Raw genomic sequence first — 19,543 nt, forward strand, 5'->3', positions numbered from 1 at the left:
ATGCAGCAAACACACGCGGTCGACGTTCAAGTGATCCGGGGGCCAAACAATAGAAGAACAGGACAATGGCACTCAGAACAAGGCGATCTGTTCATGGTAACACCTGCTCCGAGCGGTTTCGTGGTGATGCCCAGGCGCTGGGTAGTGGAGCGAACTCATGCCTGGAATGAGAGGGCTCGACGACTAATTATGCATCACGACCGGTTGTTCGCTGTGAGTGAGGCGTGGGTGTGGCTGGCCGAAGCGCGCATACTCGCGCGCCGACTCACTACATAATTTTGTCTACACCCTCTTAGAGAGATCAACAAACCAAAACTCAGCCAGTTCCCCGAATAGTCAGGGCTGGCAACACGCGAATGACTCAATAGAGAAAGCCGGATCAGGTTAAATGTCGATCCTACGGCTTTAAATATCAAAATTGACATCATCACACCCATGTACTGGACATATTCACTCAGTCGATTACAGGTCGACAATCTTCTTGCAGTATATTTTTTAATCCATCACTGAGAAGTTGACGAGAAAATGAAAAGAGCATTATTGCTTCTGCTGACGATCGCCTGTACTTCCTGCGCGAAAGATCATGGACAACCTCCCGTAGATCTGGACTTCGTCTCCATAGAACGCAAAGGCGATCTGTCGCTCTACGTCATCCACTATCACTCGACTCTCAATCTCCTGAACCTGTATGGGAGAGGTATCGGAGAAGGCATTGCCTCTACTCAGCTAATTTGTGCCTTAGGCAGTGACTATGACTTTTCTATTGAGCATGAGATTGAGCACTCTGCGTATGGCCGAATCCAGCAAGCCCCCACACACGCCAACGGTCCATTCTCAGACTTCATCACTGAAGCTTTCTTGAGCGAAACCCTGAACAAAGGGCAATCCCGCAGAAACCTTACTGACGATGAGTTGAACAGGCTGTTGGCCAGTAAAAAGACCATCCCCTGCAAAGCGGTCATCACCGCTTATGGCTACAAGCCTTATTATTCCAAGCCCATGGAGTTGCCGGTCAAGGATCTGCTTAGAGAAATCAATAAACCCAAGACCCCATAACCCCTGCAAACACCGCGCAGTTCTTCCCCCCTCTGTGCGGCGCCCCCTTAAACAACCCGAGCACTCGCTGACAATTCTTCGACATCGGCTGCGGTACTATCCCCGCCTCCGTTTGCCGCAAGAACCTCGAACCTGCATGTCTCAACCGTCGCCATCAACCGCTTCCAGCATCGACTTGCCCTGCGTCCTCGCCGGCCCCCTGCTGCGCCGCCTGGAACCCACGCGGCTGGTGCTATGGCTGGTGGGCTCGCGGGCGCTGGAGCTGACGTTGCGTTTGCAGGCCGGCAGCGAGGCGCAAATCCGCGACTACCCGCTCACCTCCGAGCAGTGCCAGGTGATCCCGGTAGGCCAGCACGCGTTTATCCACCTGATCGACCTGCCGCTGGACAATCCCCTGCCTTGCGATGTGCGCATCGACTATGACCTGCTGATCGCCAACGCCGACGGCTCCAGTTCGGGGATCGCCGAGTGGGCGCCGCATCTGCTCTATGGGCAAAAGCAGCAGCCGGATTTCGTCCTGCACTGCCGCATCCAGCAGTTGGTCCACGGCTCCTGCCGCAAGCCCCATCATTCGGCGGACGAGGGTTTGCTTTGCGTCGATCGCCTGCTGGCGGAAACAGCCGATCCGCAGCAACGCCCTGCCCTACTGCTGATGACCGGCGACCAGGTGTACGCCGACGACGTGGCCGGGCCGATGCTGCGGGCGATTCATGCGCTGATCGAGCGCCTCGGCTTGTTCGGCGAACATCTGGAGGGCGCGGTGGTGAGCGACAGCGCCGCGCTTTACCAGCATCGCGCCAGCTATTACCAACGCGCCGAATTGCTGCCGGCGCTGAAAAGCAACGAGACCCTGCGCGAGCGTTTCTTCGGCGGGGTGAAGAAGCCGATCTTCACCAGCAGCAGCGCCGACAACCATCTGGTGACCTTCGCCGAGGTCATGGCCATGTACCTGCTGGTCTGGTCACCGGTGCCTTGGAGTCTGATCGATCCGCGACCACCACAGCTCGCTGCCAAGGAGCAGCAGCGCTACCAGCGCGAACAACTGCGGATCGAGGCTTTCGCCAAGGGCCTGGATGGCGTGGCGCGGGTGTTCGCCCACCTGCCGAGCCTGATGATCTTCGACGACCACGACATCACCGACGACTGGAACCTCAGCGCCCAGTGGGAAGAAACCGCCTACGGCCACCCGTTTTCCAAACGCATCATCGGCAATGCGCTGATCGCCTACATGCTGTGCCAGGGCTGGGGCAACAACCCGGATGCCTTCGCCACGCCGCTGCAACACACCCGCGCCCTGAGCGCCGAGGCCCAGGGCGATGCGCTCTACCTGGACAGCGCCACCCAGGACACCCTGATCGACGAATTGCTGCGCTTCCAGCAATGGCAATACACCCTGCCCACCACCCCGGCTCTGGTGGTGCTGGACACCCGCACCCGGCGCTGGCGCAGCGAATTCAACCTGGCGCAGCCCTCGGGCCTGCTCGACTGGGAAGCCCTGAGCGAGCTGCAACATGAACTGCTGGATCACCCGTCGGCGATCATCGTGTCACCGGCGCCGGTGTTCGGCGTCAAGCTGATCGAGACGGTGCAGAAGGTCTTCAGCTGGTGCGGTCACCCACTGCTGGTGGACGCGGAAAACTGGATGGCCCACCGCGGCGCGGCCCAGGTGATCCTGAATATCTTTCGCCACTCGCGCACCCCGGGCAACTACGTGATCCTCTCCGGCGACGTGCACTATTCCTTCGTCTACGAAGTGCTGATCCGCCACCGCAAGGGCGGCCCGAAGATCTGGCAGATCACCAGCAGCGGCATCAAGAACGAGTTTCCACCGACTCTGCTGGAATGGTTCGACCGTCTCAATCGCTGGCTGTATTCGCCACGCTCGCCCTTGAACTGGTTCACCCGCCGCCGGCTGATGCGAGTGGTGCCCTACAGCCCCGAACATCGCGAGGCCGGCGAACGGCTGTGGAACTCAGCGGGCATTGGCCAGGTGTTCTTCAACGACAACGGCCAGCCCCGGGAGATCTACCAGCACAACGCCAATGGCGCGCCGAAAACCCGGATGCTGGCGCCGGAGGAAGATTGAAGAGTGAGAGCGACTTGGCAAAAACCGAGTCGCTCAGACATCTTTCGGTTCAGCAGGTTGATCCCTGTCCGTCATACAGTCCGTACTCACAGAAGCCTCATCAAACCAACTGTCCCAAGCTTCTCCAGCCGGAGCGATGACCCGGGTACGCCCCATAGCGATGATCTCCACTTGCGTAACATCGCCAGGAAACGCCATAGCCTCAGTCAGGTAAATAGTCTGACCGCTGCTGTTTCTAAAGACTGATCCTTGCGCCATCGAGCTATCTCCTGGCGTTTTCAAATAGAGCCACCAGCCTAGCACGCGTCCCCAACAGGTCAACGATCAGGCAAACTTTTCCCCTATGCTTGGGCAGGCCAAGAGCTATCTCGGCGCTTCTAAAGCTTACGGACTACTTCTGCAAAGGCCCTTTCATTCCCATGTTCGAACACCTCGACCTGCACGCCCTGCTCGCGACCTACGGTTACTGGGTGATCGTCCTCGGCTGCCTGCTGGAAGGCGAAACCGTGCTGATCCTGGGCGGCATGGCGGCGCATCAGCAAGTGCTGGACCTGTGGGTGGTGATTGCCGTGGCCACGGTCAGCGGGATGTTCGGCGACCAGTTGCTGTTCTGGAGCGGGCGGCATTTCGGCGGGCGTTTGTTGCCGCGCCTGAAGGGCCAGCAGGCCGCCATCGAGCGGGTGACCGGGCTGATCCGGCGTTACCCCTCGACCTCGGTGCTGGCGGTGCGTTTCATGTATGGCATGCGCTGGGTCGGCCCGGTGGTGATCGGTGCCAGCGGTCTGTCGCCGCTGCGTTTCACCCTGCTGAACATGCTCGGCGCGCTGCTCTGGGCCACGCTGTTCGTCTGCGGCGGCTACTGGGCCGGCGATGCGCTGGAGCATCTGTTCGGTGATTTGAAGCCTTATCGCCTGCCGATTGTCCTCGGTGTCGTGGTGCTGGTGGTGCTGATCGCCCTGCTGCGTCAGCGCCGGGCCAGGAACGCCGCGCCGCTTAACGACTGATCCCGCCCCAATCCAACATCCGGAATTTTCATACTGACCCCCGCACTTTATTTCGTTTGCGGCCCCGCCCTGCTCTTGGCTTAGATAGCCCGCATGTTCCAGGCAGACAGAGCCCTTAGCCCATGAGCAGCGAAAGCATCAGCCAGTCGATTTCCATCGTTCACCCCATCCGCCTGAGCCACGGCAAGAATGCCGAGGTGTGGGACGAGAATGGCAAGCGCTACATCGATTTCGTCGGCGGGATCGGCGTGCTCAACCTGGGGCATTGTCATCCGCGGGTGGTGGCGGCGATCCAGCAGCAGGCCACCCGGCTGACCCACTACGCGTTCAACGCGGCGCCCCACGGGCCCTATGTGGAGTTCATGGCGCGGCTGGCGCGCTTCGTGCCCTTGAGTTACCCGGTCAGCGGCATGCTCACCAACAGTGGCGCGGAAGCGGCGGAGAACGCCTTGAAGATCGTGCGGGGCGCCACCGGGCGCACCGCGGTGATCGCCTTCGATGGCGGCTTCCATGGCCGTACCCTGGCCACCCTCAACCTCAATGGCAAGGTCGCGCCCTACAAGCAGAAGATCGGCGTGCTGCCCGGCCCGGTGTATCACCTGCCCTACCCGAGCGCGGACAACGGCGTGACCTGCGAGGAAGCGCTGAAGGCTATGGACCGGCTGTTCAGCGTGGAGATCGACGTTGCCGAAGTGGCCTGCTTCATTGTCGAGCCGGTGCAGGGCGAGGCCGGTTTCCTGGCCCTGGACGTCGAGTTTGCCCGTGCCCTGCGACGCTTCTGCGATGAACAAGGCATCCTGCTGATCGCCGATGAAATCCAGTCCGGCTTCGGCCGCACCGGCCAGCGCTTCGCCTTCTCGCGGCTGGGGATCGAACCGGACCTGGTCCTGCTGGGCAAAAGCATCGGCGGCGGTGTGCCCCTGGGCGCGGTGCTCGGGCGCAAGGCGCTGCTGGACAACCTGCCCAAGGGCGGCCTGGGCGGCACCTATTCCGGCAACCCCATCGCCTGCGCGGCGGCCCTGGCGACCCTGGACGAGATGAGCGACCACAACCTGCAGACCTGGGGCGAACGCCAGGAGCAGGCCGTCGTCAGCCGCTACCAGCGCTGGCGGGCCGAGCGCCTGACGCCTTATCTAGGGCGCCTGACCGGGGTCGGCGCCATGCGCGGCATCGAGCTGGTCAAGGCCGACGGCTCGCCGGCCCCGGAGCAACTGAGCGCACTGCTCAGCGCCGCGCGGGACGCCGGCCTGCTGTTGATGCCCAGCGGCAAGTCGCGACACATCATCCGCCTGCTGGCGCCACTGACCATTGAGCCGCAGGTGCTGGAAGAAGGGCTGGATATTCTCGAGGGCTGCCTGGCGCGGTTGGCATGACACCGCGCGTTTGCACAAAAGCCGCTCGCCATGGAGACTGGCGCGCCTCATGCCATCGACAAGGAAGTGCAACATGACATGCCCCAGCTACAGAGAGCGGCCCACGGCCGCCAGCCCAGGAATCTTCGGCCGCGGCGAGCACGACTCATGAAGCAGTACATTCCCTTTGTGCTGGTCTACCTGCTGCTGACGCCGCTGTACTACTGGATGAAGCCTTACCCGCTGAGGAAGTGGACAGGCCTGGCCCTGGGCCTCGCCGGGCTGCTGTGGATTCTGTTCCTGCCGCCCATGCTGGGCGAGATCGATGCCGGGCTGATTGCCGTGGCGCTGGTGGCCATGGGCAGCTCGCTGTTTTTCAGCCGGCGCCGCTACCAGGACCACGCCTGAGGCGCCGCGCTACAAGCCGAACACCCGCCGCGCATTGCCCTGCAGGAACTTGTCCCGCACCGGCTCCGGCAGCTCCAGAGCCTGGACCTGCTGCATGCATTTGGCGAACGGCAGCTGCGGGAAATTACTGCCGAACAACACCTTGTCCTGCCCGTAGGTGCGCATGAAATGCAGCAACTGCGGCGGGTAGTAAGCCGGCAGGTAAGCCGAAGTGTCGATGTAGATATTGTCGTGCTTCCAGGCCAGGCCGATCATCTCGTCGGTCCAGGGGTGGCCGATGTGCCCGGCGACGATTCGCAGCTCCGGGAAGTCCAGCGCCACCTCATCCAGATAAGGCACCGGCCGCCCGGTTTCCGAAGGCATCAGCGGGCCGGTGTGGCCGACCTGGGTGCAGAAAGGGATGCCCAGCTCCACGCACTTGGCGTACAGCGGGTAGTACAGGCGGTGGTTGGGCGGCAGTTTCCACAGCCAGGGTACGATGCGCAGGGCCTTGCAGCCCAGCTCGTCCACCGCCCGCTCCAGCTCGGCCAGCGCCGCCATCGGCCGGCTCAGGTCCACCGTGGCCACGCCGACGAAACGCTCGGGATAGGCGCGGGTGAATGCAGCAATTTCATCGTTGCTGAACACCCAGCGCTCCGGCCGGCACCAGGCCGCCAGCATCAGCTTCTCGACCCCAGCCTGGTCCATCAGCTCGACGGTCTGCTCGATGCTCAGCGGCTGGTCCAGCAAGTGCGCCGAACCGGATTTCTCGAACAGCCGCGCCACTTCCGGCAACAACTGCCGCGCCCGGCCGTTGGCCGGTTGCGCCCATGCGTCGATAGCACCCTTCATTGACCTATCCCCTCTGCTGACGGTGATCCAGGCGACGAAGGGCTCAGGCTACGTCCGCGCCACGGCAGCGACAATGTTCACAGCGCTCGGCGGCATTGACCGATCCGCCCAGGCTCGACTCCCGCCCTTGACCTTGTTCCGCCTCCTTCCTTTCACCTTCTGCGCCCTCGGACCGACCAGCGGTTTCAAGCGCGCATTTTGCAGGCATCGTCGTTGATCGAGCCGAAAACGAACTTCTAGAAACAGAACGAGATGAAACGTATCAGCTTCAGCAAAAACAGCAAATATGCATAAATGCAAATTTATTCTTGACCCAAAAAACCGCCTCGCTTAAGGTGAAATAGCTGTATGCACATACAGTACTTTTTGATGAACATTTATGTGAATCCATTCACGGACGAGGTATTACCTATGAAAAGCAACACTGAAAAATTCGGCAAAACACCCCATCAACCCAGCCTCTGGACTCGCGCCGATGCGCTGAAAGTCCATGCGGACGATCCCACCACGACCCAGCCATTGGTCAGTGCGGATTTCCCGGTATTGAGCAACGAGGTGTTCATCTGGGACACCATGCCGCTGCGCGATCTGGACGGAAACATAACCTCCGTCGACGGCTGGTCGGTGATCTTCACCCTGACCGCGGATCGTCATCCGAACGACCCGCAGTACATCGACGAAAACGGCAACTACGACATCACCCGCGACTGGAACGACCGCCACGGTCGGGCAAAGATGTACTACTGGTTTTCTCGTACCGGCAAGGATTGGAAGCTGGGTGGCCGGGTAATGGCCGAAGGGGTTTCGCCGACCGCTCGCGAATGGGCCGGCACACCGATCCTGTTGAACGAACAGGGTGATGTGGACCTGTATTACACCGCCGTCACGCCGGGTGCGACCATAGTCAAGGTGCGCGGCCGGGTAGTGACCACCGAGCATGGCGTCAGCATGGTCGGCTTCGAGAAGGTCAAGCCGCTGTTCGAGGCCGACGGCAAGATGTACCAGACCGAAGCGCAGAACCCCTTCTGGGGCTTCCGCGATCCATGGCCGTTCCGCGACCCCAACGACGGCAAGCTGTACATGCTGTTCGAAGGCAACGTGGCCGGCGAGCGCGGCTCGCACACAGTGGGCAAAGCAGAAATCGGCGACGTGCCGCCAGGTTATGAAGACGTCGGCAACTCCCGTTTCCAGACCGCCTGCGTCGGTATCGCCGTGGCCCGTGACGAAGACGGCGACGACTGGGAAATGCTGCCGCCGCTGCTGACCGCGGTCGGCGTCAACGACCAGACCGAACGCCCGCACTTCGTGTTCCAGGACGGCAAGTACTACCTGTTCACCATCAGCCACACCTTCACCTATGCCGACGGCGTGACCGGGCCGGACGGGGTGTACGGTTTTGTCGCCGACTCGCTGTTCGGTCCCTACGTGCCGTTGAACGGTTCCGGCCTGGTGCTGGGCAACCCATCCTCCCAGCCGTTCCAGACCTACTCGCACTGTGTGATGCCCAACGGCCTGGTGACCTCCTTTATCGACAGCGTACCGACCGACGAAAGCGGCACGCAGATTCGTATCGGTGGTACCGAAGCACCGACGGTCGGGATCAAGATCAAAGGGCAACAGACCTTCGTGGTGGCCGAGTACGACTACGGTTACATCCCGCCAATGCTCGATGTAACGCTCAAGTAATAGCGACACAGGGCGTTCAGGCAGCGGGTTCGAGTTCGATGAAGAACCCGTTGTGGATATGAATCGAGATATCCCGCCTGGCTCACTGCGACTTTGCTCAGGAGCTTCATTGAACAATGCGTAGTACCGACCCTTCGGAACTGGCTACACGGATGTAGCCAGTTCTGCTCCTTCCCTTCTTGCTTGCCCCCTGGCCAGCATTGCTCCCCCTCCCACCCAGGCTTGGCTCTCGCTCTTGACCTGGCGCCATAAACGGCCCCGTCCCACTTTCCGCGACGGCGTTCCAGCGAAAACCGCGTGGCCATCAGAAATACCCCACCAGGCTTAACTGGCGAGTGCTCGATACACAGCACCGGCTCAGGCGTCCCCCAATGGCTGGCGGGAAGCCATCGGGGATTTCAGCGCGCGCCAGGTCCACAGCGCGCCGCACAGGTCCGGCAAGGCCAGTAGCAACAGCACCGGCGACACCAGCCCGACGGCGGCGAAGGCGGCAAAAAACACCGGCACCGACAGACGGATCGCCACGGTCAGGGCCATGAACTCGCGCCGCTCGGTGTAGCCGGCCCAGACGTAATAGACGCCCAGGTACAGCGCCAGCTGGCCCATCACCCGGATCCACACCTCATCGGTCAGGGCGAAGCCGAACAACGGCAGCAGCAGGTTCGGCGCCAGCACCAACGCGGCGCCCAGCACCAACATGTACAGGCCGAACACAAACACGCTCTTGCCCGGATGGCTCATGGTTTCACTCCTTGGGGATGCGAGGTGAGGCGATAGGCCTCGGCATCGAAATAACGGGTCTGCTGGCGGAACTGCCAGCTGAACCCTGGCCACAGGGCGACGTTGCGCCCGCTGTCGGGGTCCATGTACCAGCTCTGGCAATGGCCGACGCTCCATACCGCGCCGCGCAGCCGGTGGCGCAGGCCCTGGTTGAAGCGCGCCTGGGCCTGCGGATCGACATCGACGCTGGTCACGCCCAGGCGTTGCAGAGTGTCCAGGGCGCCGAGGATGTAGGCGATCTGCGACTCGATCATGTAGACGATGGAGTTGTGCCCCAGGCCGGTATTGGGCCCCATCAACAGGAACAGATTGGGAAAGCCGCTGACCGTGGTGCCCTTGTAGGCTTCGCTGCCCTGCTGCCAGGTGTTGACTATGTCCACCCCGCCACGCCCGAGGATCATCCCCGCCGGGAACGGCGTGCGCGCCTTGAAGCCGGTGCCGAAGATCAACGCGTCCAGGGCATGGCGCTGGCCGTCGACGGTGATCAGCGCGTCCTCGGTGACTTCACGGATGCCGCTGGTGACCAGCCGGGTATTGGCCTGGGCCAGGGCCGGAAAATAATCGTTGGACAGCAGGATGCGCTTGCAGCCGATGGCGTAGTCCGGGGTCAGGCGCCGGCGCAGTTCCGGGTCCTTGACCTGGCGCCGCAGCAGGTTGAGCGCCAGCCATTTGTGCAAGGCCATCAGCCGCGGGTTGAACACAAAGCCCAATACCCGGGTTTCATGGGCGGTGTAGATCAGCCCGCGCAACAGCCGCTGCACCGCGGGAAAACGCCGCAGCAGGCGCTGGGCGGTCGTGGAAAAGGCCCGGTCCGGCTTGGGGATGATCCACGGCGGCGTGCGCTGGAACACCGCCAGGTTGGCCACCCGCGGCTGGATCTGCGGCACGAACTGGATCGCCGAGGCGCCGGTGCCGATCACCCCTACCCGCTTGCCAACCAGGACGTAGTCATGGTCCCAATGCTGGGAATGAAAGACCCGGCCCTTGAAGCGCTCAAGCCCCGGCAGTTGGGGATAGTCCGGGGTCGACAAGGCCCCGGTGCCGGCCACCACCACCTGGGCAAAACGCACGCCGCCTCGGGCATCCGTCACCTGCCACAGGGCGCGCTCTTCCAGCCAGCGCAGGCCGGTGACCGCGGTGTTGAAGCGGCAATGTTGCAGCACCTGATACTTGTCGGCGCAGCGCCGCAGGTAGTCGCGGATCTCCGGTTGCGGCGAAAAGCGCCGCGACCAGTCGGGGTTGGGCTCGAAGGAAAACGAATAGAGGTGGGAAGGAATATCGCAGGCACAGCCGGGGTACTGATTGACCCACCAGGTGCCGCCGACGCCGGCTTCCTGTTCGAGGACCAGGAAGTCCTGCTCGCCGCGCTGGCGCAGGTTGATCGCCATGCCGATGCCGGAGAAGCCGGCGCCAATGATCACGACCCGATAGACCCGCGCGGGGTCGGCCTGCTCCTGAAGTAGCGCACTCATGTTCCTGACTCCTGGCGGCACAAACGCCGGGCGAAACCGCCCGCAGCGCATGCACGGCTGTTCATTCCGAAGTTCTGTGGATCGAGGGTGGGCCGCTCAACGGCCCTGGCGGTTAGGTTGACGCTGCGTGCAGCCTGCTGGTCCGGTGCGCCAGGTTCTCCAGCGCCTGCGGGTCGAGTTCGGCGGCAATCACCAGGGCCTGGCGGCGCAGGGTCTGCAGGGGCGTGCGGCGACCGAATATTCCGGTGAAGTGCATGAACATGCGCAGGCCGAAACCCAGCCCATCGCCCCTTTGCCGCGGCACCAGGTGCAGGTGGGCGTGGGGAATGTGCTGGTTGGTGGCCTTGCCGTCGTTGACGATCAGGTGCGTGCCTTCCACCCCGAAGCCGGCGCGCCGCTGGGCGGCGAGCAAGGTATCGAACACCTGGTACAGGTGCTGGCGGATGACCGTGGGCAGTTGCTCGAGTTTTTCCACATGGGTCAGCGGGATCAGCAGCAAGTGGCCCTGCCCCAGCGGATGCACATCCATGAAGGCCATGCAGTGGGTGTCGCGATAGACCAGGGCACTGGGCAATTCGCCGGCCGCGATCTGGCAGAAAATACAGGTCATCCGTGAATCCTCGGTGGGTGGCGCTCCTTCGGGCGCTGTAAATGTAGCTCACGCCGCTCGCCGAGGTTCGGCGCAAGTTGTTACCGGACGTCGCGCGAACATCCGCGCCAGCAGCCAACGGTCGCGCAGGTAGGGCTTGTTGTCCAGCAGCGCCGCCAGCCGCGGCAGATTGACGAAGGGCACGCCGGGGTAGATGTGATGCTCGACGTGGTAGTTGATATTGGCCCACAACAGGCCGATCAGCCGGTCGCTGACGGTCACGGTGTTCTTCGCCAGGTCCAGGCGCTGCGGGTCGCCAACCGCCAGGGTGGCCATGGGGAAGTGCTCGTAGCCCCGGGAAATCGGGTTGATCACCAGCGCCAGCAACAGCAGCGGCACGATGAAAATCAGCACGAATGGCAGCATCAGCCCCTGGCTGTAGCACCAGGCGCCGATCGCCGCCAGCGACAGCAGATTGAACGCCAGCTCGCGCAGCACCCGGTTGCGCACCGCCTTGCCGTAGCGCACCAGGGAAAAGTAGATGAAGCGCGGCACGAACACGGCGATGCGCAGGAACATCCACTTCACCCCGCCGGTGTAGTTCCAGTCGTCGGGGTCCTTGTCCGGGTCGCCCAGGTAGCGATGATGGTATTTGTGGCACTCGGTGAAGGAGGAAAACGGGAACACGATGAACCAGGCCATGAAGCGCCCGACCCACAGGTTCAGCGCCGCCGAACGAAAGCCGCTGGCATGCCCGCAATCGTGCTGCAGCACGGTGAAGGCATGCAGCTGGTTGCCCAGCACCAGCACCGCCAGCGCCAGGCCCCAGGGGTTGTCGCCGAGCAGGATGTACAGCGCCGCCGCGCACCAGACCAGCACATGCAGCACCGACCAGAGCACGAACTTCAGCGGCTGCGGCTGCATCAGTGCCTGCAGCTGGGCCTGGCGCTCGCGGTCGACCCGCAGTTCGGCGCGCTTGGCCAGCCGCAGTTCGTCCTCGGCGGCGTGGTGGGTTGAATGATTCATGAATTGACCTTCCTCTGTCTGTATCGCTAATCGACTTGCAGGCGCACGTCGTCCGTCAATGGATAGCCCACGCACAACAGTGCCTGGCCCCGGTTCAGTTCGTCCGCCGACAGCCCATGGTCCTCGCGCATGCGTACCTGCCCCGCCAGCCGGGTGCAGACGCAGGCCGTGCAGAAACCGCTGCGGCAGGAAAACGGTGGCTGCACGCCGCTGGCCAGGGCCGCGTCGAGCAGGGTCTGGCCCGGGGCGACCGTGAAGCTGAACGCCTGGCCCTGCATCAGCAGTTCCACGCGTTTCTCCGTGTCGCCGCTGGCCACTGGCGCCTTGGCAGGGGTGAAACGTTCCTGGTGCACGCTTTCCGGGGCGATACCCAGGGCCTCCAGGGCGGCGGTCACCTCGTCCATCATGCCGCTGGGGCCGCAGCTGTAGTATTCGCGGGCTTGCGGGCCGGGCAGCGCGCCGAGAATATCGATCACCCGCTGCCGGGTCAGGCGCCCTTCGTGGGCCCCCGGGGTGTCCGGTCGCGACAGCACATGCACCAGTTGCAAACGCTCGCCGAAGGTCTGGCGCAGCTGGTCGAGCTTGTCGCGGAAAATCACCGACTCCTGATTGCGGTTGCCGTAGATCAGCGACACCTGGGCATCCGGCTCGAAGTGCAGCGCCGACTTGAGGATCGAGAAGATCGGCGTGATCCCGCTGCCCGCCGCCAGCAGCACCAGGTGCCGCCCCCGGCCCGGCTGCGGGGCGAAGGTGAAGCGGCCGTGGGTGCCGAGGGTCTGCACCGCGTCGCCGGCGCTCAGTTCCTGCACCAGGCGGTTGGAAACCTTGCCGCCGGCCACGCGCTTGACGGTGATCGACAGGGTCTTGTCCAGCCCCGGCGTGCTGCTGATGGAATAGGCGCGGCAGCCCTTAGCGCCGTCGACGTCGACCTCCAGGGTCAGGTACTGCCCGGCGCTGTAGCGGACTTTGCGCAGCAGCGGCTGCTTGAGGTGAATGGTCACCGCGTCGTCGGTTTCCCGTTCGATGGCGGCGACTTTCAAGGTCAGGGGACGGTTCATGGCTGGCCCAGGGCGCTGTGCGCGGGGGTGGGTTCGTCGGCGTTGCGCGGTGTGGCGAGGCGCCGTTGATGGGCATGTTCATGGGCCGCGATGGGCGCCGGCAGCACCCGCAATTGCAGCAGGCGGACTTTCTCTGCGTGGTCCAGCGGCTGCCACCAGTCGAGCTTGTCCGCTAGCGCATCGAAGCGGCGCAGCATCAGCAGCACGAACAGGCCGAATACGCTGAGGTCGCGAAACACCATGGAACCCGCGGCCGCCAGTTCCGGCTTGAGCCGCTCGAACAGCGCCGGGCTCTCCGACCAGTGGCCGACGGACCAGTGATGGTGGCAGGCGTGGTAACCCTCGTTGAGGATATTCACCGGCGTTTCCAGCAGGGTCACGGTGTTGTACATCCAGTCCTTGGGGTCTTGCTGGCCACCGTAGAAGGCGTGCTGGCTCCAGTGGATGACGCCCATCAGGAAGTTGCTCGCGCACCAGGGCACCAGCATGTAGAGCACGGCGATCGGCAGGCTGTAGCACGCCAGCGCGACGAACAGCCCGACATGCACCAGGTTGCCCATGACCATGGCCCGGGCCTGGCTGCGCTTGTGTTTGCTCTTGAAGTACAGCCAGGGCGAAACCATGAACTGCTGGTACATCACCTCGCGCACCATGTACACGGCGAAATCCCAGGCGCTGGCATGGTCGTAGCGCGCGGTGGCGTAGACATCCAGCGGCCCGGCGTTTTCCCGGTGATGCTGTTGCAGGTGCGCCGCCGCATGGGGGATCAGGCCCATGGGAATGGCGAAGAACATGTACAGGAAGGAATTGCCGACCCAGCGATCGAGCAGGCTCGAACGCTTGAAGATGCCACCGGGCACATGGCCTTCCTGATGCATGGCGCTGAAGGAGCGGACAAAGCCGCGAATGTTCGGCCCATAGACGAAGGCGTAGAACAGCAGCACCAGCAGCCAGGAGATTTCCTTGAGCCACAGCTGGGCAATGAACACCGGCCCGGCGGTCAGGCCCAGGCTGATGGCGGCGGCCAGGATCGGCTCGTCCCGCGGGTCCTTGAGCAAGCGGTCGGCCAAGGGCTGCAACAGCCGGTGATAGCTCGTCACCAGCCAGCCGCCCAGGGCCTTCATTCCCGGCAGCCACGACAACACCCGGCGCCCGGCCTGCAAGGTGCACGACAGGGCCAGAATCACGACGATGGCCGCGGTGTTGAACACCAGCAGCAAACTGAACAGCGGAACAGCCAGGCAGTGAAACCCGCGACCGACATTGGCCGGGCGCGGCGGATAGAGAAAATCGCTACTCATGCTTCTACTCCATTAGGCATGTTGCCGAGGCCGGAACGACGCCAGGAGCGCCGAAGCTCCGGCTGCGGTAGCAGGCGAATCAGGCGCTGTAGGACTCGCGCAGGAACTGCGCCAGCAACGGCGTGGCGGCGCTGCGGGAGATCGGGTGGAAGCCGATCGCCCGGGAGGCCGCCAGCAGATAGGCCACTTCGTCGGAGGCGATGAACGCCATGCCGCCCAACAGCTCGACGCTGAGGTTGGTTGCCCGCTCGATCGCCGCCTGCACCAGGAAGCGCGTGCACAGCGCCTTGTGGTAGGTGTTCATCGGCGCATCCTGTTGCGCCTGCAATTCGCCGGCGGTGCCGAGCAGCGCCTGATGGGCGCCCTCCAGCTCGATGCACAGCAGGGCCAGTTGCGCGGGGTCGGCGAAGGCTTTTCTCAGCAACCGGTCGACCAGCGCCGAGGCCACGCCCAGGTAGCTGCCGCCGACCATCAGCTGGAACCAGCTCAGGCCGTTGAGCGAGGTTTCCATGGCGGTGGCGGCCACTTCCTCGCTGTCGGCGCCGTCGGCCAGCAGCATGCGCTCGCTGGGCACGAACACGCCGTTGAACACCAGTTCGTTGCTGTCGGTGGCGCGCAGCACCGTGGCGTTCCAGAAGGGTTCGCGGCTGACCGTGCTGCCATCGGCAAAGACCACGGCAAAGCCCTGGCTGATGCTGCCGTCATCCTGTTCACAGGCGACGCCGACCACGATCACATCCATGTGGTGGCTCATGGTGCAGGGCTTCTTGCTGCCGTCGAGGACGAAACCGCCCTCCACCGGCCGCGCCTTGACGCTGCGGTTGAAGATCTCCGAGCCCGGCTTGCCCTCGGCGAAGGCCGAGGCGATCAGCAACTGGTCCTGGGTGATGCCCCACAGCAGCTCTTCCGCCGCCGGGATCAGCCCGCCCAGTTGCACGATGGTGGCGATGGTGTGGTGGTGCATGGTCATCATCACCGCCAGGGACGGGCACAGCGAACCGATGGCGCGCAGGATCTCCACGGTTTCCTCCGGCGAGGCGCCGAGGCCGCCGTAGGTCTCGGGGATGATCAGGCCGGCGGCGCGGTAGTCGCGAAACAGCCCGCAGAGCACGGCTGGGTCGGCCTGTTCCAGGGCCATCAGGCCACGCTCCCGGAGGGCGGCGAGCAGGCCCGGCAGGTACTTCTCGGTGGCGTTGCGGGCGTTGTGCATCGACATGGTGTGGACTCCTTTCTCGTTGTCAGGGTTAACCGGCTTTTTCGATCAACTGCTCCACCGCGGGGGCGAAACCGAAGGCTCGGGCCAGGTCGAAGATCGCTTCGGCATCCTCCAGTGGAGGACGCTTGCCGATGCTGTAGTCGCGCCGCAGGCCGGCCATGGTCAGGACCATGGTCTCGGCCAGGCAGCTGAAGGTCACGCCCGTGGGCAGACCGGTGAGGTTCTGTTGGCCGAAACGCTGGCTGCGGTCGGGCAGATGGATCAGGCCGCCTTCGATCACCGTGACGTCCGGGCGCAGCGCCAGGGTGACGTGACCGATGTCCGGTGGCTGCGCGCAGTCGCAGATGATCGCGTTCTGATGCAGCACCAGCGGGTCGATAAAGGCCGAGCCATTGGAGGTCGCCGAGAGCACGGTTTCCAGGCGCGGCAGCCAGTGGCCCAGGTCCGCGGTGATCACCAGCGGCGGCTGCACCTGCGGCTTGCCCTGGGCCAGGGCGTCGACGCTGTCGAACAGCGTGCGCAATTGCTCCTCATCGCCAAGGTCGCGATCCAGCAGTTGCTCGACGCTGGCCAGGCTCGGCAGGAGCAGCACCAGGGTCTTGGCGATGCCGCTGCTGTGGCCACCCTGGATCTGCAGCAAGGCATCGCGATACAACTCGCCGGCCACCAGCCGCAGCTCGTCCATGGCGCCCCGATTGGCCCCATTGCCGAGCAATACCAGGTGCTCGCAGAAGCGCCCCAGGCGCAGGCTGGCCAGGCGCCCCACCGAACCGTAGGCACCGATCACCCCGGTCAGGCGCTTGGCCAGCGGCGCGCCGCGGTTGGCGCAAGTGCTCAGCAGCGCATCGACACCGACCATGGCCGTCAGGCTGTTGCCGGTGGTGGTGTGGAACCGCTCGTTGATGACATCCACGCCGGCACTGGAAATCACCGAGGTGTAGGCCCCCAGCCCGACGAAATCCACCTCCAGCTCGGCGACGCTGTCCAGGTAGTTGGCCAGCAGCTTGCGCCGCTTGGCCAGGCTCAGGCGCATCAGGTCGCGCGGTTGCAGCAGGCTGCCGACCAGCCAGCCTTCGACGTAGTCGCCGGCATCGTTGTAGACCCGGCGGGCGTGATAGGACACCCCGGCGTCGAGGTCGGGCTTGGCCCATTCGGAGAAGTCGTCGAGCCAGCCCTGCATAAAGGTTTTTTCCGCTGCCGACAGCCCCAGGCCATCCACCACGCTGTCGCCATTCACGCTCTCGGCGGTGGTCGGGTGCAGCAGGAAGGCGAAGCGCCCCAGGCAACGCCCGCTGCTGCGTGGTTTGCCCGGTGCGATCCAGGGGCTCAGGGCCCCCCGTGGCCCGGCATAACCGTGGGCTTCGAGAATCAACCGGTGTTGCTGGTTATGCACCACCAGTTCCGCCACCGCCTTGAGGCCTTCGAGCAGCAGGTCGATGTCGGCGCGCTCGATGCACAGCGGCGGCTGGATGCGCAGCACGTTGCCTTCGGTGAGGGTCGGCAGGCAGTACACCCCATGCCGGCTTTTCAGGTAGCCGCAGACGATCGGCACCAGGGCGCCGAAAGCGCTGGCCAGGGACAGCGTATACAGGCGCTCGCCGCTCCAGCGCCGGAACTTCAGGCCAAGCATCAGGCCGCGGCCGTCGAGGCTGTGGAACACTTCGGGATAGTCCTGCACCAGCCGCGACAGCCCGGCGTACAGATAGGCACCCTGCTGCGCCGCATGCTTGAGCTGTGCACCGTCGTTGGCGGTGAGCTGGTCGAGCACGGCCAGGCCGATGGCGGCACTGAAGCCGTTCACGGCGAAGGTGGAACTGTGGTGCCGGTCGAAATCGCGGCTCCAGCACTGCTCGCCGTAGATGCACGCGCCGATGGCCGCGACGCCGCCGCCCAGGGCCTTGGCCAACAGCACCACGTCCGGTTCCAGACCGTGGGCGGTGGCGGCGAACAGCTCGCCGGTGCGCCCCAGGCCGGTCTGGATCTCGTCGAGCACGAACAAGGTGCCGTATTGGCGGCAGAGGTTCTGCGCCGCCAGCAGGTAGCCTGGCGGCGGGGTGACCATGCCCGCCTCGCCCTGCACCGCCTCGACGAAAAAGGCCGCGGCGCGCCGGGTTTTCAACAGCGCCTCGAGGGCCTCCAGGTCGCCATAGGGCACATGGCTGAAACCGTCGGCGCGGATCTGGAACGGCTCGCGGTAAGTGGCCTTGCCGGTGACCCCGACCGCGCCCTGGGTCTTGCCGTGAAAACCGGTCAGGGTGCCGATCACCAGCTCGCGCTGGGTCGCGGCGCGGCACAGCTTGATCGCCGCTTCGACGGTCTCCGCGCCACTGGTGGTGAAGGTCACCTTCGAGTGGGTGCCGGGCGCCAGCTCGATCAGGCGCCGCGCCAGTTCTTCGGCGCCGGGGTTGATCAGCGGCTGGACCAGCGAGGCCTGGCCACTGGCGAGAAAAGCGTGGATCGCCTCGGTAACAGGCGCCGCGCCATAACCGAAGGGCACCGCGCCGAACTGGCCGACAAAATCGATCAGGGTCTGGCCGCTGGCGGTCTCGATGCGGGTGCCCTGGGCACGCACCACGGTCTCGTTGAGGCCGACGAATTCCAGCAGTTCCTGGCGGGTGATATTGAGCAATGAATCAGCCATGACTGACCTCCCCCACCGCGCCGAGCGCGCCCTGGTTGATGACGCCGTACAGGTGCTGGCTGACCTTGCTCACGGTGTCGTGCAGGTAGGCCAGCTCAGGGTCCAGGGAGATGCCGAAACGGTCCTCGAACTCGGCGGACAGGCCGACGATCAGCACCGAGTCGACGCCCATCTCGTGGAACGAGCGCTCGACGTCCAGCGACCCGGAATCGACCTCCAGCAGGCTGGCCAGGGTTTCGGTCACGGCAAAGGTTATTTCGTCTATGTGCACAGTCGCCTCCCAGCGTATTTCGCTTCCTTTGCATGGCCGTTGGCCCGCGCCAACCGCGTGATGAAACCAGCGGATGAACGCTTGGGCAGGCGTCATGATGCAAACGCGTTTTGAGTGTGGATAACCCGACGGAGCAGGTTATTTGCTACACCCCGATGCTCGGCGTCATGCCGGCTCAGCTCAATACTCCGTAAGGAGTAGCGAACCCTGTAGCCGCTGCCGAAGGCTGCGATAGGACCGAAGGTCCTCCAGCGGTCTCAAGATCCTGCGCCTGCTGCGCAGTCGATCGCAGCCTCGCAGGCTCGGCAGCGGCTACAGGAGTTAGCGCCGACCGGTAGGTCGCGCATGGCTTTGGCTTTTGATCTACCCGCCCCATCGGGAGGCCGAGTGGAGGTGTTCATCAGGGGGATGGCGCGCAGCGCCCCTCGACGCAGTCGAGGACATCGTATGGAGGTCGAAGCGAAGCCGACCGGAGTCGATGCTCCCTGATGGACGCCGGAGCGAGGGAACCTGAGCGCAGCGAAGGCCGTACGCAGGGGCATGAACGGGACAACCACATAGGTAACAGAAAAGTTCAGGCACATAGGTAACACCAAATCAGGCCTATGACGCCGGACTGAGCCTGATGTAACCGTCCTGGGCATCTTTCAAATCAAAGCGACCCAACTTGATCGGGCCAAATATGACGTCCCAAATACCCTCACTGATACGCTCCAGACCTACCGTTTCGCGCTTGAGCACATTGCCGACATAGATCCTGAGCCGA

General features: G+C 63.8%; 17 protein-coding genes and 1 pseudogene. 7 read left to right on the forward strand and 11 right to left on the reverse strand.

Annotation, left to right across the window (positions count from 1 at the left end):
* The 3 genes and pseudogenes from CRO75_RS31065 to CRO75_RS31075 all read left to right on the forward strand — a co-directional run.
* Nucleotides 1–276, forward strand: a pseudogene (locus CRO75_RS31065) (IS5/IS1182 family transposase); the annotation flags it as partial.
* A 249-nt stretch (nucleotides 277–525) separates the two neighbouring features.
* Complete coding sequence (locus tag CRO75_RS31070) at nucleotides 526–1,056, forward strand: hypothetical protein (protein ID WP_097140412.1); 531 nt, start codon at nucleotides 526–528, stop codon at nucleotides 1,054–1,056.
* A gap of 136 nt (nucleotides 1,057–1,192) precedes the next feature.
* A complete protein-coding gene (locus tag CRO75_RS31075; RefSeq protein WP_097140414.1) occupies nucleotides 1,193–3,142 on the forward strand; it encodes an alkaline phosphatase D family protein in 1,950 nt (649 codons plus the stop codon).
* 33 nt (nucleotides 3,143–3,175) lie between these two features.
* On the opposite strand, the gene vapB is transcribed toward CRO75_RS31075, so the two are convergent.
* Nucleotides 3,176–3,400 (reverse strand): type II toxin-antitoxin system VapB family antitoxin, encoded by a 225-nt coding sequence (gene vapB / locus CRO75_RS33090; protein WP_053262521.1) that lies wholly within the window; start codon nucleotides 3,398–3,400, stop codon nucleotides 3,176–3,178.
* A gap of 161 nt (nucleotides 3,401–3,561) precedes the next feature.
* Between vapB and CRO75_RS31085 the strand changes: the two genes are divergently transcribed.
* The 3 genes from CRO75_RS31085 (at nucleotide 3,562) to CRO75_RS31095 (ending at nucleotide 5,906) form a co-directional block, all read left to right on the forward strand.
* Nucleotides 3,562–4,146 carry a DedA family protein gene (locus CRO75_RS31085; RefSeq protein ID WP_097140416.1) on the forward strand — a complete coding sequence of 195 codons (585 nt, stop codon included), beginning with the start codon at nucleotides 3,562–3,564 and terminating at the stop codon, nucleotides 4,144–4,146.
* Between the two features lie 122 nt (nucleotides 4,147–4,268).
* Nucleotides 4,269–5,519 carry an aspartate aminotransferase family protein gene (locus tag CRO75_RS31090; RefSeq protein WP_097140419.1) on the forward strand — a complete coding sequence of 417 codons (1,251 nt, stop codon included), beginning with the start codon at nucleotides 4,269–4,271 and terminating at the stop codon, nucleotides 5,517–5,519.
* A gap of 147 nt (nucleotides 5,520–5,666) precedes the next feature.
* Nucleotides 5,667–5,906, forward strand: a complete 240-nt coding sequence (locus tag CRO75_RS31095; protein WP_007929469.1) for a hypothetical protein — start codon at nucleotides 5,667–5,669, stop codon at nucleotides 5,904–5,906.
* A gap of 9 nt (nucleotides 5,907–5,915) precedes the next feature.
* On the opposite strand, the gene CRO75_RS31100 is transcribed toward CRO75_RS31095, so the two are convergent.
* Nucleotides 5,916–6,737, reverse strand: a complete 822-nt coding sequence (locus CRO75_RS31100) for an amidohydrolase family protein (RefSeq protein WP_097140421.1) — start codon at nucleotides 6,735–6,737, stop codon at nucleotides 5,916–5,918.
* A 411-nt stretch (nucleotides 6,738–7,148) separates the two neighbouring features.
* Between CRO75_RS31100 and CRO75_RS31105 the strand changes: the two genes are divergently transcribed.
* Nucleotides 7,149–8,423 (forward strand): glycoside hydrolase family 68 protein, encoded by a 1,275-nt coding sequence (locus CRO75_RS31105; protein WP_097140423.1) that lies wholly within the window; start codon nucleotides 7,149–7,151, stop codon nucleotides 8,421–8,423.
* Nucleotides 8,424–8,780: 357 nt separating this feature from the next.
* Here CRO75_RS31105 and CRO75_RS31110 read toward each other — a convergent pair whose 3' ends face one another.
* From CRO75_RS31110 to CRO75_RS31150, 9 genes are all read right to left on the reverse strand, one after another.
* Complete coding sequence (locus CRO75_RS31110; protein WP_097140425.1) at nucleotides 8,781–9,164, reverse strand: hypothetical protein; 384 nt, start codon at nucleotides 9,162–9,164, stop codon at nucleotides 8,781–8,783.
* Entirely contained in the window at nucleotides 9,161–10,675 is a 1,515-nt protein-coding gene (locus tag CRO75_RS31115) for an NAD(P)/FAD-dependent oxidoreductase (RefSeq protein ID WP_097140427.1), read from the reverse strand. The genes CRO75_RS31110 and CRO75_RS31115 overlap by 4 nt, the downstream gene beginning before the upstream one ends.
* Before the next feature lie 112 nt (nucleotides 10,676–10,787).
* Nucleotides 10,788–11,285 carry an HIT family protein gene (locus tag CRO75_RS31120; protein WP_097140429.1) on the reverse strand — a complete coding sequence of 166 codons (498 nt, stop codon included), beginning with the start codon at nucleotides 11,283–11,285 and terminating at the stop codon, nucleotides 10,788–10,790.
* 48 nt (nucleotides 11,286–11,333) lie between these two features.
* A complete protein-coding gene (locus CRO75_RS31125) occupies nucleotides 11,334–12,290 on the reverse strand; it encodes a fatty acid desaturase (RefSeq protein ID WP_097140431.1) in 957 nt (318 codons plus the stop codon).
* 26 nt (nucleotides 12,291–12,316) lie between these two features.
* On the reverse strand, nucleotides 12,317–13,348 hold the full coding sequence (locus tag CRO75_RS31130) for a ferredoxin--NADP reductase (RefSeq protein WP_092417661.1): 1,032 nt from the start codon (nucleotides 13,346–13,348) through the stop codon (nucleotides 12,317–12,319).
* Nucleotides 13,345–14,649 (reverse strand): fatty acid desaturase, encoded by a 1,305-nt coding sequence (locus CRO75_RS31135; RefSeq protein WP_097140433.1) that lies wholly within the window; start codon nucleotides 14,647–14,649, stop codon nucleotides 13,345–13,347. The genes CRO75_RS31130 and CRO75_RS31135 overlap by 4 nt, the downstream gene beginning before the upstream one ends.
* A 79-nt stretch (nucleotides 14,650–14,728) precedes the next feature.
* Complete coding sequence (locus tag CRO75_RS31140) at nucleotides 14,729–15,865, reverse strand: acyl-CoA dehydrogenase family protein (protein WP_097140434.1); 1,137 nt, start codon at nucleotides 15,863–15,865, stop codon at nucleotides 14,729–14,731.
* Nucleotides 15,866–15,893: 28 nt separating this feature from the next.
* Nucleotides 15,894–18,506 (reverse strand): aminotransferase class III-fold pyridoxal phosphate-dependent enzyme, encoded by a 2,613-nt coding sequence (locus tag CRO75_RS31145; protein WP_097140436.1) that lies wholly within the window; start codon nucleotides 18,504–18,506, stop codon nucleotides 15,894–15,896.
* Nucleotides 18,499–18,777, reverse strand: a complete 279-nt coding sequence (locus CRO75_RS31150; protein WP_009045481.1) for an acyl carrier protein — start codon at nucleotides 18,775–18,777, stop codon at nucleotides 18,499–18,501. The genes CRO75_RS31145 and CRO75_RS31150 overlap by 8 nt, the downstream gene beginning before the upstream one ends.
* Between the last annotated feature and the right edge of the window lie 766 nt (nucleotides 18,778–19,543).

Origin of the sequence: Pseudomonas sp. LAMO17WK12:I10, from assembly GCF_900215185.1 — a bacterium.
GTDB classification, from domain to species: Bacteria; Pseudomonadota; Gammaproteobacteria; order Pseudomonadales; family Pseudomonadaceae; genus Aquipseudomonas; species Aquipseudomonas chlororaphis.